Origin of the sequence: Jeotgalibacillus soli, from assembly GCF_000829435.1 — a bacterium.
Classification (GTDB): domain Bacteria; phylum Bacillota; class Bacilli; order Bacillales; family Jeotgalibacillaceae; genus Jeotgalibacillus; species Jeotgalibacillus soli.
Genome location: NZ_JXRP01000018.1, coordinates 364549 through 380348, shown reverse-complemented (window position 1 = coordinate 380348; position 15800 = coordinate 364549). Strand labels below are relative to the sequence as shown.

At 40.8% G+C, this 15800-nt stretch carries 15 protein-coding genes; all 15 read right to left on the bottom strand.

The window, feature by feature from the left end; genetic code table 11:
* Nucleotides 1-46 precede the first annotated feature (46 nt).
* Nucleotides 47-1453 (bottom strand): UbiD family decarboxylase, encoded by a 1407-nt coding sequence (locus KP78_RS12305; protein ID WP_041089354.1) that lies wholly within the window; start codon nucleotides 1451-1453, stop codon nucleotides 47-49.
* An 11-nt stretch (nucleotides 1454-1464) separates the two neighbouring features.
* Nucleotides 1465-2598 carry an iron-containing alcohol dehydrogenase gene (locus KP78_RS12300; protein ID WP_235420915.1) on the bottom strand — a complete coding sequence of 378 codons (1134 nt, stop codon included), beginning with the start codon at nucleotides 2596-2598 and terminating at the stop codon, nucleotides 1465-1467.
* A 39-nt stretch (nucleotides 2599-2637) separates the two neighbouring features.
* Entirely contained in the window at nucleotides 2638-4095 is a 1458-nt protein-coding gene (locus tag KP78_RS12295) for an aldehyde dehydrogenase family protein (protein ID WP_041089352.1), read from the bottom strand.
* A gap of 17 nt (nucleotides 4096-4112) precedes the next feature.
* Nucleotides 4113-4685, bottom strand: a complete 573-nt coding sequence (locus tag KP78_RS12290; RefSeq protein ID WP_041089351.1) for a UbiX family flavin prenyltransferase — start codon at nucleotides 4683-4685, stop codon at nucleotides 4113-4115.
* 62 nt (nucleotides 4686-4747) lie between these two features.
* Nucleotides 4748-6025, bottom strand: a complete 1278-nt coding sequence (locus tag KP78_RS12285) for a TRAP transporter large permease (RefSeq protein ID WP_041089350.1) — start codon at nucleotides 6023-6025, stop codon at nucleotides 4748-4750.
* Nucleotides 6010-6510 (bottom strand): TRAP transporter small permease, encoded by a 501-nt coding sequence (locus KP78_RS12280; protein WP_041089349.1) that lies wholly within the window; start codon nucleotides 6508-6510, stop codon nucleotides 6010-6012. The genes KP78_RS12285 and KP78_RS12280 overlap by 16 nt, the downstream gene beginning before the upstream one ends.
* A 126-nt stretch (nucleotides 6511-6636) precedes the next feature.
* The gene (locus KP78_RS12275) at nucleotides 6637-7668 is read right to left on the bottom strand and encodes a TRAP transporter substrate-binding protein (RefSeq protein ID WP_041089348.1); all 1032 of its coding nucleotides are present in this window, start codon (nucleotides 7666-7668) and stop codon (nucleotides 6637-6639) included.
* Nucleotides 7669-8189: 521 nt separating this feature from the next.
* Nucleotides 8190-8369 (bottom strand): hypothetical protein, encoded by a 180-nt coding sequence (locus tag KP78_RS19770; protein WP_131272625.1) that lies wholly within the window; start codon nucleotides 8367-8369, stop codon nucleotides 8190-8192.
* 204 nt (nucleotides 8370-8573) lie between these two features.
* Nucleotides 8574-9362: an enoyl-CoA hydratase/isomerase family protein gene (locus tag KP78_RS12265; protein ID WP_041089346.1), complete on the bottom strand. Its 789-nt coding sequence runs from the start codon at nucleotides 9360-9362 to the stop codon at nucleotides 8574-8576.
* 19 nt (nucleotides 9363-9381) lie between these two features.
* Complete coding sequence (locus KP78_RS12260) at nucleotides 9382-10941, bottom strand: AMP-binding protein (protein WP_041089345.1); 1560 nt, start codon at nucleotides 10939-10941, stop codon at nucleotides 9382-9384.
* A 4-nt stretch (nucleotides 10942-10945) separates the two neighbouring features.
* Nucleotides 10946-11440 carry a (2Fe-2S)-binding protein gene (locus KP78_RS12255; RefSeq protein ID WP_106388565.1) on the bottom strand — a complete coding sequence of 165 codons (495 nt, stop codon included), beginning with the start codon at nucleotides 11438-11440 and terminating at the stop codon, nucleotides 10946-10948.
* 5 nt (nucleotides 11441-11445) lie between these two features.
* Nucleotides 11446-12315, bottom strand: a complete 870-nt coding sequence (locus KP78_RS12250; protein ID WP_041089344.1) for an FAD binding domain-containing protein — start codon at nucleotides 12313-12315, stop codon at nucleotides 11446-11448.
* Nucleotides 12316-12329: 14 nt separating this feature from the next.
* A complete protein-coding gene (locus tag KP78_RS12245) occupies nucleotides 12330-12785 on the bottom strand; it encodes an SRPBCC family protein (protein WP_041089343.1) in 456 nt (151 codons plus the stop codon).
* 15 nt (nucleotides 12786-12800) lie between these two features.
* Nucleotides 12801-15215: a xanthine dehydrogenase family protein molybdopterin-binding subunit gene (locus KP78_RS12240; RefSeq protein WP_041089342.1), complete on the bottom strand. Its 2415-nt coding sequence runs from the start codon at nucleotides 15213-15215 to the stop codon at nucleotides 12801-12803.
* A 3-nt stretch (nucleotides 15216-15218) separates the two neighbouring features.
* The gene (locus KP78_RS12235) at nucleotides 15219-15770 is read right to left on the bottom strand and encodes a nucleotidyltransferase family protein (protein WP_052474787.1); all 552 of its coding nucleotides are present in this window, start codon (nucleotides 15768-15770) and stop codon (nucleotides 15219-15221) included.
* Nucleotides 15771-15800: the final 30 nt, after the last annotated feature.

The following is a 15800-nucleotide window of genomic DNA, read 5'->3' as shown; positions in this document are numbered from 1 at the left end:
TGTAAATATCTAGCCACAGCTTTTATGATAAACAGAGCTTAATAGATCAATCTCTTTCTATAAAATGCTCGGAAACTACCTCTATTGAACGTACATCTTGATTTCTGTAATATTCTGTATCCAAACCCTTCATCCCAGGAATTTGAATTTTTTCGAATTCCATTGGCTCACTGTTTAATGGCACAGTACAATCAAAGCCAAGCTTGGAGCCAACTCCATTATCAGTTGATGGATCAAGCTTAGAACCAAGAGCTCCGTTAATCACCACTAGATCTTTTTCTGCCTGGAACCTTGTTGCGATCGCCCATTCGACTTCCTCCAAGTTATATATATCGACATCGTCATCCACGACGACGACGTGCTTTACATCATAGTGTCCAGCGAATGCAGCCAAAATGACATTTTTTGCTTCTCCTTCATTTCTTTTTTTCATTTGAACAACTAAGTGATAACGGCATGTACCGCCTAATGTTAGATGAACATCCTTCACTGTTGGTACAGTATTTCTCAACGCCTGCAGCAGGCTCGCTTCCCGTGGAATCCCACCCAGCAATAAGTGCTCATAGCTTGCTGCTACAATCGTTTGATAAATAGGGTTATTACGATGGGTAATTGCCGTAATTTCGATCACTTCTTTATCGCTTCTCGGTCCGTAATATTTAGGGAATTCACCAAACGGTCCTTCAGGCTCGCGTACAATGGGCAGTATTCTGCCTTCTAGAACAATTTCAGCGTGTGCAGGCACAAGAACATCAATCGTCTTGCACTTAACGACCGGTTCAGGTCTTCCTTTTAATGCTCCTGTAATTTCCATTTCATCCTGACCAAGCGGAGCGATTGCCTGTGAGGCTAGAATCGTGACAGGGTCTACACCTATGACGATGGCCACATTAAGGGGTTGTCCTTTTTCTTCCGCTTCTTTATAAAAGCTGTACAAATGCCTTGGAAGGATTAGTGCGCCCAATTTGTTTTTCCCGGAAACCTGAAGGCGATGAATGGATACGTTTTGACTGCCAGAGATCGGATCCTTCGCTATGGAAAGACCCGCTGATATGTAATTGCCTGAATCCTTTTCATGATGAATAGGAATGGGAAAATATTTCAGTAAATCAACCGCTTCCCCAAGAATCACATTTTCGTGGACAGGTGCTGCTTCACTCGGAATTTCTTTACACGGAATGGGATGCTCCAGTGCATCTAAAAATTTTTCATTTAATTGTGTCTCTGTTATATCAAGTGCATCGGCAAATTGCCTTCTTGTTGTTGCAGTTCCAGCTACAACGGGTATTTGATAACCTTTTACATTGGGGAAATAAGCCGCTTTCGTCCCATCGAGCTTTTTCACAATCCCTGCAATTTCAAACTCCAATGAAACCTTTTTATCAACAACAGCAAGTTGGTTCAGTTCTTTTAAATGACCTAGCCAGCTCCTGAGCGATTTATTTTTTTGCATAGAACCCCCCCTTAAAAAATTTGCTTTAATAATTGCTGAATATCCTCTACAGAAGCTTCACGCGGATTAAACTTCCACATTCCGCTCTTAATCGAGTCATCTGCAATTCCTTTTAATTGTTCTTCTTTTACTTGTACGTCTTTAAGCCTGCGAGGCAATAGGAGATCGTCTCTCAGCTGTCTCACTTCAGCTACAACTTTTTCGGCGGTTTCCCTTTTCGAAAGATTTCGTGTATCAAACAGGATATTCCCGATTTGTTGATACTTATCGATTCTTGAAACTAGGTTATATTCCATCACACTCGGCAGTAAAAGGCCTATGGAAACACCATGACTAACATGAGCATGGCCACTGATCGCGCTGCCTATTGCATGGGCTAAACCAAGATAGGATTGGTTAAACGCCATGCCTGCAAGCAGACTTGCTTCAGCCATTTTCGTTCTTGCTTCTACATCATGTCCCTCAAATACCGCACGGCGTAAATAGTCATAGACTGTTTTCATTGCAGATAATGCCAGTGCATCACTTGCAGGCTGCGCGGCCCTAGATACAAATGTCTCTGCCGCATGTGCAAAAGCATCAAAGCCCGCTGCTGCCGTAATGGATGGCGGTGCTGTAATCGTAAGCATCGGGTCCACAATACTGATATCAGGTGAGAGATGTGGACTTACAACTGTTACTTTACGATTTTCATTCCAGTCTGAAAACACCGCAAAGATGGTCACTTCACTGCCTGTTCCGGACGTTGTCGGGATCGCTACGAAAGGAATGTCTGCCGCCTTTTTAACCATATTATTTCCTGCATAATCCCTGATTGAACCGCCATTGCTTGCTACTGCTCTTACGCCTTTCGCGGTATCAATGGGGCTTCCTCCCCCAATGGATATAATGAGATCACAGTCAGCCTTATGAAATGCCATTGCTGCTTTATCTACTGTTTCGACACTCGGATCTGGTTCCACGTCACTATATATTTCATAGGAAATGCCCGCTGCTATTAACTGTTGGGTGATGCCATCGATCAGTCCGGCATTTAAAACGCCTTTATCCGTAACGATAAAAGCTCTTTTCACTTCGAATGGTAAATTCTTTAACTCTTCTATTTTCCCATTACCGAAAAATACTTTCGTTGGTAAATGAAACATAAATGATGAATGCATAAGGTATCACACCAAACCCTCCATTTAATCTTCAAAATCAATATTGATATGCTTGGTTTCCGTGTACTCAAATAACCCTTCCAGCCCTCTTGTACGACCCAAGCCGCTCTCCTTATATCCGCCAAATTCAGTTTGAGGATAGTTCTTGTTATACGTATTAATCCAAACCGTACCGGCATCAATCTTCTTAGACACTCTTATTGCTTTATTTATATCTTTCGTCCATACACCTGCCGCAAGGCCAAAACTCGTGCCATTTGCCAGCTGGATTGCCTCTTTTTCATCTTTAAATGATTGAACAACAAGAACGGGTCCAAATATTTCCTCCTGACAGATTTTGGATTCAAGTGGAACATGATCAAAGATTGTCGGCTCGATGAAAAAACCTTTATCATAATCTCCGCCTTTTAGTTGATTCCCTCCGGTGACAAGCGTTGCATCCTTTCTACCAACCTCGCAGTATTCCAACACTTCTTTTAATTGAGATTCAGAAATGACTGGTCCCATATCAACTGCGTCATCATTCCCATTTCCAACCCGCAGCTTTTCCGTTTCTCTTTTAAGCTCTTCTACTACTTCTTTATGGATTGATTCATGTACAAGTAATCTTGTTCCTGCAAAACACATTTGACCCGCTGTAATAAAAATGGATTTAATGACAGTGGGTATTGCTTTTTTTAAATCAGCATCAGGAAAAATGAGATTTGGAGATTTCCCACCAAGCTCAAGTGCCAATTTCTTTACTTTATCTGCAGCAATTTTTGAAAGCTGGATACCCGTCGATGTATCACCGGTAAAGCTGATCGCTTGAACATCAGGATTTTTAGAAATTTCATCGCCGATTAAATCTCCCGGTCCGGTCACGATATTAACTGTACCAGGTGGAAATTCTGCAATATCTTCGATTAGCTCAACTATCGCTACGCTGACTAAAGGTGTTCGACTCGCCGGTTTTAAAATAACCGTATTTCCAGCTGCCAAAGCAGGCGCCGCCTCACGAATCATCAGCATAGCCGGCCAATTCCAGGGAGAGATAATTCCCACTACACCAATTGGACTCTTATCAATGATTCCATAAGCCGTTTCTGAAAGGTTGATCGATCTCCCGAAGACGCTGCGTGCCATACCAGCGAAATACTTTAATGTATCAATGCACGCCCCAATTTCAATACGGGATTCCTTCAATGTTTTCCCGTTTTCTTCTGTTAACAGCTTTGCTATCCTTTCTTTTTGTTCATTGAGGTTTGCCGCCCATTTCATCAAGGCATCAGACCGTTTGCTTGAATTGTATTTCCAATCCTCATTTTTAAAGGCATTTTTAGCCGCTTCAATTGCCAGTTTAATATCATCGAGGCCTGATTTTTGCGCGAGTCCGACAAGCTCTCCTGTTGCAGGATTAAAAGACTCGATGGTTTCTCCTTTTGCAGCTGCTTGCCAACTTCCATCAATATAGTTTTTTACCGCATCTGTTTTTACGATCATGAGCCATTCATCCTTCCTTAATTTTCTTCCAGCCCGCCCCATCTTTCAAATAAATCTGCCTCAATCCGGAATTGGTCTAAAGCCTTTCCAACACTTTGTGCCACTATATCGTCCAACAATTTAGGATGATGGTAAAAGCTTGGTACTGGAGGCAGAATAACCGCTCCGTTTTCCGTAACGGTTTGCATCAGTTTCAAATGTCCAAGATGGAGCGGTGTTTCCCGCACCATTAAAACGAGCTTTCTTCTTTCTTTTAATGAAACGTCTGCCGCGCGTGTAATCAAGTTATCGTTAAAGCTATTTGCCACAGAGGAGAGTGTTTTAATCGAGCATGGAGCGATAATCATTCCGTCAACGAGAAAAGAGCCACTTGAAATTGTTGCTCCTATATCATTTGAGTCATAAAGGTGGGAGCATAAAGATTCAACCTGGTTTATGGTGTAGTCCGTTTCATGATGAATGGTTTTAACAGCGGATGAACTAATGACAACATGGGATTCGATATTTAACTTATTGAGTGCTTCAATCAAACGAATTCCATAGATTGCCCCGCTTGCTCCTGTCATACCGACCACAATTTTTTTTTTCATACCATGACCTCCCTATCTTACTAATTTCGTTCGTTATCACTCTATGCTTTAAATTCAATTCATTACTGAGATAGAAATCTCTCAGGAAGATAAGTTACTAGATCTGGAACAAACGTAATTACAAACAATACAACCACTGCGACTACAACAAAAGGAAAAATAGATTGGCTTAATCGCTGAACTGAAATTTTTGTTATGCCGGAAACAACAAACAATACAATCCCAACAGGAGGAGTAATCAACCCGATTACTAAATTCAAACAAACAATTAAGCCGAAGTGAACCGGATCAATTCCAAGCTCGAGCACCACCGGAAGTAAGACAGGAACAACAATAATAATTGCGGCAATAGGCTCCAAAAACATGCCGACCACTAGTAAAAGAATATTAATAATAATCAGTATAATGATTGTGTTGGTGGAAATAGATAAAATAGATTCGGCTATAACTTGTGGAATACGTTCCATTGCCAAAGTCCAACCAAAAATGTTGGCACAAGCAACAATGATCATAATAGAAGCAGTAATCACTCCCGTTTTCAAAAAAATAGAAGGGATATCCTTCCATTTAATTTCTCGATAGATAAACATACCTACTAAAAACGCAATTAAACTTCCAACAGCCCCGGCTTCAGTCGGTGTAAAGCTGCCTGAAATGATTCCTCCTATAATAAATAGGGGAATCGTTAAGGCTGGAATGGCAATTAGCAACGTTTTAATCACTTCTTGTAAAGAGGATCTTTTTCGAGTGGGGAAATTTTTCTTTTTTGCATAAAAATAAGAAAGTACAAAGAAACCAACTCCTAATAGGATACCGGGAGTGATCCCTGCTAAAAACAAAGCCCCAATGGAGGTCCCGGCTGAGACACCATAAATAATAAATACCATGCTGGGGGGGATGATCGGCCCCATAATAGCTGAAGCAGCTGTCACAGCTGAAGAATATTCATTATCATAGCCATCCTTTCTCATTTCAGGAACCATGGATGAGCTTTGAATAGCTGCTACCGCATTTGCTGAACCAATGATGGCAGAAAGAAACATACTGACAAGAATATTCACATACGCAAGTCCGCCACGAAGATGAGAAATGCATGATCGGGCGAAATCAGTCAGTCTTCTAGTAATTCCACCATAATTCATTAATTCTCCTGCTAAAACAAAGAGCGGAATGGCCATTAAGCTAAAATTATCCGCAGCCACAATCATTCTTTGGGGAACACTTAGTAAAAAATCGATATTCCCAGTAAAAAGCATATAAAAGACACTGGACAAACCGAGCACAAATGCAATGGGTACACCCAGGATAAGCAGGATAAAGAACGCTATGATAATTGACATTTCTCACCCTTCCCCTTTCGATTAGTAATAATTTCTATCACTGATCGAATCCAATGTATGAACATAATGGAGAAAGCAACAGGAACTGAAAGATAAATATATTGCATTGGTAACCTTAAGGCTGGTGAGACAACATTAACCGTACTTGGGCTTGTCGCTTGTTTAAAACCATAATATATACAAACAAATATAAAGTTAGCTACAATCAATTGTATAATCAGCTTGTAAATCCACTTTGACTTCCCGCTGATTTTTTGATCTAGTAGATCTAATACAGCCAGGTCCGCGTTTCGATAAGCAATAGCGGCTCCGATAAATGTAATCCAAATGAGACAGTATCTTGCTAGTTCTTCACTCCAATAGATAGAAAATCCAAGAAATGTCCGACAGATTACTTGAGCGATAATCGTTAATGTCATGACGATGCCTAAAATAGTAATAAATTTAATAGATATTCCATTTATAAGATTACTGACCCTATTCAACCTTTTCACCGCCTTATTTTATGTACAATGAAAACTCAATCCTGAAATAAATAGGTTAGAGGAAATCTAACCTATTTATTTCTCTTATAAAGAATTGATCTGCATTAAGGGAAATCCCACATTTTTTTATTGTTCCTTAATCTTGTTCACTTCCTCGATCAATTCCTTTATTAATTCGTGGTTCTCAGAATATTTGTCATAGACAGGCTGAACTTTCTCTACAAATGACTCTCTATTTTCCAGCTCTTCGATATTTTCCCCCTTCGCTTTTAATTCTTCAATGGATTGCTCGTCTACAGTTTTTAGTTCAGTAATAATCCATTTTGATGCTTCTTTTGCTGATTCTTCCAGGATTTGCTGATGCTCCTCAGATAATGAATTGAACTTATCTAAATTGATAATATTTGCATTTGGCCAAGGAAAATGCCCTGTTAACGTAATATACTCCGTTACTTCATCAAATTTTTCATCCAGATAAGCTGGAAGATTGGCTTCATGAGCATCAATAACCCCGGTTTGCAATGAACTGTAAATCTCACCATAAGGCATAGGTGTAGGACTCGCTCCCAGTTCATTAAATATATCCGTCATGAGCGGGCTTTCTGCTACACGAATCTTCAGTCCTTGCATATCATCTGGAGATTGAATTTGAGATATATTACTTCCAATATGACGGATTCCACTTTCATTGATTGCAAGACCTTTCACATTAATATCTTCTAAACTTTCTAGCATCTTTTGAATCGTTTCTGTTTCCAACGTCTTTTCGAAAACCTCATAACTGTCAATTAAGAATGGCAATTGAAGCCCATCAAGTACTGGCGTAGAGCCACTGAATACAGCAGTTGTAATAAACCCTGCATCAAGTGATCCATTTTGAATACTTTGAAGCATATCTACATCACCGCCAAGCTGACGTGCAGGAAAAATTTCGATTTCAATTTTTCCTGCACTTTTTTCGTTTACTAATTCTGCGTATTTTTCAGCCGCTAAATGATAGGGATGTGTATCTTGTGTTACATGCCCTAACCGTAATGTAATGGTGTCTCCAGAATCACCTGTACTAGATCCTTCAGCTTCCCCCGATGAACCTTCTGAACCACAGGCAGATAGAACAAGTAAACAAAGAATTGCTGCCCATAATAAAGACTTTTTCAATTCATTCTCCCCCTTTTTATACTATGGATGACCATATTTACTCTGCTAGAGAATATGATGTGTACCTGTAGAGAAAAAGCAATTTAAATTATAAATATGTTTTAAGGTTCTATAAAAAAGTTCTTTCACAGTTTATTTATATGTGAATGATAAAGTTATCATCTTTTTGAAAGCGATTACATTTTGTTGTAAAAAAATTTGGGGGTTATACAAAAAGTCTATAAACCCAATATGTTGATTATGTATCCTTTTAAACGAATGAATTACCCCGCTAATAATTCTTAATAGTTTTAATTTTCTTACTATTACTATAATTCATTCAGGTATTTTTGGTTTTAAATTCCTGCTTTTTTAATTATAAAATAATCTTCTTTTAAAGATGATATTTCATCTAAAGTGTATCTTTTTGATTGACCTTTAATCTATTACAGCAGCATAATCACTGTCTATATTGCCGTGATTATGCACTAAAGTCTTTTGGTAGGCAGGAGTGAGTTAAAACATTATTAACTTGTATGTAATCAACTGTCATTTTCTTGTAAGGCCGTAGGACGATCTGTTAAGATCCACACTTTTTCATATTTTTCATATAGAGGTAATAGATTTGCCACTTCAGGGTCCATCTCTTCATAATTTAGATTTCCTAAATAATAGAGGTCATATGAATTTAAATTTTTTTTATCTATTAACACCTTCTCCACTCTTTTATAGGCCTCCTGTTTCGATATGTCTTTAAATTTACAAAAAACCCACCACATTCTACAATTCACCATCACCATGAAAACATGATCTTTTTTACTCATCTATCTCATCCTTTCCACAAGATCAGTATCAAACGTCCTTGGGTCGATTTACTATCACAACAATGTAAACCCCACATAAAATGTGGGGTTTTATACCAAATATTATTTACCTGTGAAGTTTGGTTTTCTCTTTTCATAGAAGGCATCTACACCTTCTTTAAAATCGTCCGTACATCTTAGCATTCCGTAAGCTCTTCCTTCAATTTCAAGACCTGTACTAAGCGGTCCTTCTTCAGCAGCATGAAGTACTTCCTTCGCCACGCGCTGTGCTAAAGGCGAAAACCTAGTCAGTTCCTTCGCCAGTGCATTCACTTCTGATTCCAGGTCACCCTTTGCAACCACCTTAGTCACCAATCCCCATTGATAGGCTTCGTCAGCAGGAATTCTTCTTGCTCTCATAATCATATCTTTCGCTCTCGTGAGTCCAACCGCTCTTGCTACACGCTGCGTTCCTCCGCTTCCAGGGATCATGCCCAAGTTCATTTCCGGCAGCCCTAAGAGCGTATCATCTGCTGCAATTCGGAAATCGCATGCCATAGCAATCTCAAAACCTACCCCAAATGTATAGCCTTGAAGCTGTGCGATTACTGGTTTAGGAGAACGCTCTGGTGCCGCTACATTCACTCTTAAACGAGACAGCTCTTCAGGGTGAGTCTCCATAAATTGCTGAATACTTCCTCCAGCACTAAACGCTTTATCCCCTTCTCCTTTAATAATAATGACACGAACGCTGTCATCCTTATCTAGCTCAGTGAAAATTTCAGCAAATTGAGCACGAGCAAGCATGCTGATGTAATTCATTTTTTCTGGCCGATCAAAAATGATCGTTGCCGTTTTACTCTCACTATTTTTTTCTACTCGAATATGATCATACGCTGTATTTGTTGTCATGGATCATTCCCCTTCCTGATTATCCTACTATTTTATTTTCATCAATAAATAATTCATATTCTCCTTCTCGGAGCATGCGACGAAGAATTTTACCGACCGGACTTTTTGGTATTTCTCTGACAAACACATAGTTTCTCGGTCGTTTGAAATTTGAAAGCTTTGGATGGCTTTTACAATATTCATCAAGCTCCTGAACGGAAATCGAATGATCCTTCGGAACGATATAAGCGCATACAATCTGTCCCCATCGCTCATCCGCTTCTCCGCAAACTGCAACTTCTGAAACCTTTGCGTGTTTAGAGAGAACGTCCTCTACTTCCAGCGGATGAATATTTTCTCCACCAGAGATAATCATATCGTCCACTCTTCCAACTACATGAAGATCTCCGTCGTCATCGATAACACCTAAATCCCCAGTGAAATACCAGCCTTCACGAATCGCTTTTTGAGTTGCCTCCGGTCTGTTCCAATAGCCTTTAAACGCTTCATCTGAGCTAAGGGAAATAATGATTTCTCCAATTTCACCCTTGCCAACTTGGTGATCTGGAAGAGAGCCTCCATCTGTGTCAGCCTTCACAATACGAATGCTTTGCTGCAAACCGGGCTTGCCGGCACATCCTGGCTTTTCCATTACATTTGAACAAATCGTAAACGTGTAGATTTCAGTGCTGCCGAAATGGTTAATAAATACATCAGGCTTTAATAATTCCACACATTTTTCTGTCAATGAAGTAGTCATCGAGGCTCCTGCATAGCCGATTTTACGCAGTTTCTTTAAATCATATTGATCAAAGCTTTGGTGACTTAAAATATCGTGATATAAGGTTGGAACTAAGTATAGGGAAGAAATTTCTTCACTGCTTAATAATTCAAGTGCTTCTTTTGCGTCGAAATCAGGAAGAACCACGTATTTTCCATTTAGTAAGGCAATGGACAACAGCGAACGTATTCCCATAGTATGGTACAGCGGCATCGTCCCTAATGTGCTCTCCCCGTCACAGTATTGATTTTGGATCACATGTGCAACAGCAGCGGAATACTCATTTTTTTGGCTTCTTGGTACGCCTTTTGGACGGCCAGTCGTCCCAGATGTATAGAGCATTAACGCAATATCATCCTCATGAATAGCTGGCTTATTGTAGCTGCCAACGCTCCTGTCTATAAGTTCATTGTAAAAGATGTCGGCTCCATCAACACTTCCCAAACCGATTAAAATCGGATTTTCTCTAAACGTTGCTTTCAGAACTGCATCCTGACTTGTACGTTCATACACAACCGCTTTTGCCTCTGCATCATTCACGCAGTATTCAACTTCTTTGGCAGATAAACGATGGTTTATCGGCGTATAAACCGCGCCTATTTTTTGACAAGCCCAATACATCACGACATTTTCAAGTCTATTTTTCAACACAATCATCACTCGGTCGTGTTGCTGAATCCCCATCCTTTGGAGAGATGAAGCAACCTTAATAATTTCCTTGTCCAACTGCTTATACGTATATCGCTTGTCCTTTTCAACAATCGCGATCCGATTCGGATGACGATCGACTGCAAATTCAAACATGGTTGATAGATTCATAGTTTCAACTCCCTTCTGTTAAGGCCAGTTGTTTGTTTTCATCAACTGTTTTTTGGATGGCTTTCAAAATGCCATCATAGCCTGTACATCTGCAGAGATGTCCTGATAGCATTTCTTTTAACTCTTGGGTTGACGGTTCAGGGTTTTTGGCTAAATAATCCTGTGCAGACATTAGAATTCCAGGTGTACAAAACCCACACTGCAGCCCGTGGCATTCTTTGAAATTTTGCTGCAATGGTGTTAATTCACCATCCTGGCTAAGCCCCTCCACTGTTTGAATTTCCTCTCCGTCTGTCTGAACAGCGAACATTAAACAGCTTCTTACCGCCGTGCCATTTACAATGACGGTGCAAGCACCACAAACACCATGCTCACACCCGACATGTGTGCCTGTCAGTCCACAATTTTCACGGATAAAATCACTTAAAAGTATTCTGGACTCAACTTCTTCCACATAGTGTTTCCCGTTGATTGTGAGTTTAATAGAATGTGTTCCCACGCCGATCACCTCCTAGCTCGATTGTATGCTGTTTGTAAAATCCTTTTTGTATAGACGGCCGCAAGATGTCTTCGATAGTCTGCAGAAGCATGAAGGTCGGATTCAGGATCAACAACGCCTGTCACGATGTCAGCTACTTTGTTTAAAAGAGAATCTGACAGTTCTTCCCCGATCATAATCTCATTTGCTCCCTCCACTAGTAGAGGGACGGCTTCAACACCTCCCAAAACGAGGCGGACATTGGAAATTTTATTATGATCATCCAGCGTTAGCTGGCAAGCGGAGGCGACAATTGCAAAGTCACCGTGACGGCGGGAAATTTCATCAAAAGCGAATCCCACTCTTCCTTTCCAAATAGGAATATGAACCTCTGTTAAAAGTTCAGTAGGCATGACATCCGTCGTCAGGTATGTAACAAAAAAATCCTCTATTTGAACTTCTCTTGTCTCATCAGCAGACGCAATATGGACAGTTCCGCCAGATGCCATTAAAGCAAGTGGAATTTCCGCTGTTGGATCAGCATGAACGAGACTGCCTCCAAACGTGCCTCTATTCCTTGTTTGAACATGACCGATAAATGGTACCGCTTCATGCAATAAACCAATGTTATTTTTAATCAGGTCTGATATTTCAATTCGACTTTGCCGTGTTAGCGTTCCAATTTTCACCTTGTCATCATCAGCTTCGATGAAATCTAGCTCATGCAGCTGATTAATATCGATTAAACACTCAGGTGAAGCCAATCTCATATTCATAATTGGAACCAGACTCTGTCCGCCTGCTATAATTTTTCCATCAAAACCTGATTCCTCTAGTAATGAAAGTGCGGTATCCACTGTATTTGGACGATAGTATTCAAATTTTGGCGGTTTCAAGGTTTAACCTCCCTTCAAGCACTCATTTCATTTCGTTTTAATTCTTTTCCAAGCTTTTTGAAAAAATCCTGGATGATCAGCTTAGCTACTCCGCCTAGCATACGCTGCCCAATCATCGCGACCTTGCCGCCTACTTCTGCCTCGTATGAATAGGAAAGCTCGGTTGTATTTTCATCGATCGGTGTAAGATCAATGGTTCCAGTGGCTTCCACATTTCCTGGTCCGCCTTCACCTTGTACAATAAGCTTGTAATGGTTTGGTTTTTCGATATCCGCAATTTCAATCGTGGAATCATATTTTCCTTTTACCGCGGCAATCCCAACTGCAAGATCGGCCTTGTATTTGTTGTCACCGATCGGCTCAAGCTTTTTACAGCCTGTGATACATTTTTCTAATACATTTGGATCAAGTAAAACATCCCAAGCTCTTTCAATTCCTGCCTCTAATGTGATTTTTCCTTTTCCATCCATTATTGTTCACCTCTTTTAAGTAGTTTTCACCTTGGAACTTTGGAGTAATTGCCATATTTTTGTGGGGCTTAATGGCAATGAATCAATCATAATGTTATAGGGGGTCAGTGCATCACTTACCGCATTAGCTATTGCTACTGGCGCACTCATCGTATTTCCTTCACCCAAGCCTTTCGCCCCGAGCGGTGTTACTGGTGATGGTGTTTCAATATGCTTAATGGTGATGTTCGGTATTTCAGGCGCGGTTGGACATAAATAATCCATAAATGACCCCGTTAAAAACTGCCCCTTATCGTCGTAAGCAAGCTCTTCGTACAAAGCCCCTCCAAGCCCATGCACCAAGCCGCCATAAATTTGCCCATCAACGATTAATGGATTTAATAGCTTTCCGGCATCGTGAATGGTGAAATAATCCAGAATCTTTACCTCAGCCGTTTCCGGGTCGATTTCAACTGTGACCATGTCAGCAACAAAACCGTATGTGATGGATGAATTAATTAAGTCATTCTCATCCGGCGGTTCTGCAATCGTTGCAGTATAGTAGTATGTTTCATAAATTCCTGGCTGCATTCCATCAGGAAGAGATAATGGATTCCAATGTGCGGATCCCGCTGCTCTTTTCATGGAATATTTCTTTGACGGGTCACTCTTTGAACGGATAATAGCGCTTTCAATTACAAGGTCATCTTCTTTTGTTTGCAGGTGATGGGCCGCTATTTTAAGAATTTTCTCCTTTACCTTATGAGCCGCATAATAGACGGCACTTGATCCTAAAGAAGCAAACCGGCTGGAATAACTTCCTGATGCAATGGACCAAGCACTGGTTGCCGTATCTAATTCAGCAACTACATTAATTTGTTCTCTTGGAATTTGCAGAACATCTGCTACGATTTGAGCGGCTACTGTTTCATGTCCCTGTCCTGATGGTGTTGTACTAATCCGTACATTGACATTTCCCATCGGATCCATTGAAATCGTGGCCGCTTCTGCACAGCCTGATTTTGGTAGCGAGGCTGCTCTTTCTTCAGGCGTAAGCGCGATCGTAATATAGCCCATATTCGATCCCGAAGGTTCAACAATGCACGCCAAACCGACACCGAAAATCTTGCCTTCTTTTCTCGCCTTTTCTTGTTTCTCACGAAATTCTGTATATTTCCCGGTTGCTAAAGCAAGCTCAAACCCTTTTTCATAATCACCGCTGTCATAGATCCCTCCAGAGGCTGTATGATAAGGAAATTTTTCTGTTTTGATTAAGTTCCTTCTGATCACATCAGCAGGATCTAATTGAAGCTCATGCGCAATCATTTGCATAATCCGCTCAAGCGGAAAATAAAGCTCCTGACCTCCGTATCCCCTGATCAGCCCAGTCGGCAATTTATTCGTCATGACGATATACCCATCCACCATCAGATTAGGGATATCATATGCGCCTGTAGTATTCGCATGGGTTCGATATAAACAGGCAGGCTCAGGGGCACGGATATAGGCACCGACATTATCAATCATTTTCATTTTAAGGCCTAAAACCTTTCCGTCCTCTTGAACTGCCGCTTCGATATAGGTGACACGGTCCGTTCCACTTGAACTTGCAGATAGATGTTCCTGGCGATCTTCAATCCACTTAACAGGACATCCTGCAATGCGGCTTGCGATTGCACAGAGAACCATATAGGGGAACGTTCCCGCTTTAATTCCGTAGCTGCCTCCAATGTCCTTTGGAACAATGATTCTTAAACGGTTGCTAGGAATTTTCAAGGCCCCTGCCATGACCGCTTGAATCACAAATGGCCCATGAAAATTGGCGTTGATTGTATATTGATCTGAGCTTGATTCATACTGTGCAATGATTCCATATGTTTCAACAGGTGTAGCTGAATACTTAGGAAAATTGAATGTATGCTTAATAATGCGGTCTGCGTTTTTAAATGCAGAATGTGCGTCACCATAATGGAAGCTTCGATGATTGGCAATGTTAGATCCTACGTTTTCATGTAATAAAGGAGCATCGTCTTCCATTGATTTCTCAATATCAACAATCGCTTCAAGCGTTTCGTATTTCACCTTAACTAATTCAGCTGCGTCCTCCGCAATGTATCGATTTTTTGCGATGACGACCGCTACCGGCTCTCCAACATAACGAACCTTATCAACCGCAATTGGATAGTATTTGACCGGAGCACTTACTCCCACACTAAACGGGTTTAAATATTGAACAACATCCTTTCCAGTAATAATACCTTTTACACCCGGAACCTCCAGCGCTTTTTCAATCTGAATGGATTGTATACTGGCATGCGGATATGCACTTCTTACAATCGCGATATGAGCAGTATTTGGCGGCGTTCCGATGTCGTCTATATATTTTCCTTGTCCCATTAATAATCTTGCATCTTCAACACGTGGAACTGGTTTTCCAACTACATTTTCCATTTGCTATATCTCCTCCCGAAGCAATGCTTGATAATCTGCTTTTGTATCAATATCTGGAGCCATTTTCTTTTGCATCGTTGCGTAATAAACCTGTTGTTGATATTTGTGGATAACAGATCTTCCACCTTCATCTCCAGTAACCCTCAATAATGGAGGAAACAAGCATCTACTGAAAAGCACCGGATGTCCCTTTTGATTTTCATAGCTTGCCTGTACAATCAAGGGCCGGGGTTTCTGAGAATAGTAATCTCTTATGACGATATTGATATCGTTTGATGTTACTAATGGCTGGTCTCCCAGTAAAAACATGGCTGCGTCCGCATCCTTAGGCACCGATTGCAGCCCTTTTTTCATCGACTGGGACATCTCATTAGAAGCACGATCGTTAAGAATGGTATGAATGGCTCCGACAGCCGAAGCTTCCTTTATCAGCTCCGGGATATCAGCATTCACTACGGCCGTTATTCCGTATAACTGTGAATGTAAGCCTTGATCAATCACATGCCGGAAAATCGATTTCTCTTTAAAAGGGAGGAGCATTTTAGCGGTTCCCATCCTTCTTGAAAAGCCTGCCGCAAGGACGAT

Excerpts from the sequence above, each read along its gene's own strand:
- KP78_RS12305 (WP_041089354.1), bottom strand. The coding sequence starts at position 1,453 with ATGCAAAAAAATAAATCGCTCAGGAGCTGGCTAGGTCATTTAAAAGAA.
- KP78_RS12300 (WP_235420915.1), bottom strand. The coding sequence starts at position 2,598 with ATGTTTCATTTACCAACGAAAGTATTTTTCGGTAATGGGAAAATAGAA.
- KP78_RS12295 (WP_041089352.1), bottom strand. The coding sequence starts at position 4,095 with ATGATCGTAAAAACAGATGCGGTAAAAAACTATATTGATGGAAGTTGG.
- KP78_RS12290 (WP_041089351.1), bottom strand. The coding sequence starts at position 4,685 with ATGAAAAAAAAAATTGTGGTCGGTATGACAGGAGCAAGCGGGGCAATC.
- KP78_RS12285 (WP_041089350.1), bottom strand. The coding sequence starts at position 6,025 with ATGTCAATTATCATAGCGTTCTTTATCCTGCTTATCCTGGGTGTACCC.
- KP78_RS12265 (WP_041089346.1), bottom strand. The coding sequence starts at position 9,362 with ATGACAACAAATACAGCGTATGATCATATTCGAGTAGAAAAAAATAGT.
- KP78_RS12260 (WP_041089345.1), bottom strand. The coding sequence starts at position 10,941 with ATGAATCTATCAACCATGTTTGAATTTGCAGTCGATCGTCATCCGAAT.
- KP78_RS12245 (WP_041089343.1), bottom strand. The coding sequence starts at position 12,785 with ATGGATGGAAAAGGAAAAATCACATTAGAGGCAGGAATTGAAAGAGCT.
- KP78_RS12240 (WP_041089342.1), bottom strand. The coding sequence starts at position 15,215 with ATGGAAAATGTAGTTGGAAAACCAGTTCCACGTGTTGAAGATGCAAGA.
- KP78_RS12235 (WP_052474787.1), bottom strand. The coding sequence starts at position 15,770 with ATGGGAACCGCTAAAATGCTCCTCCCTTTTAAAGAGAAATCGATTTTC.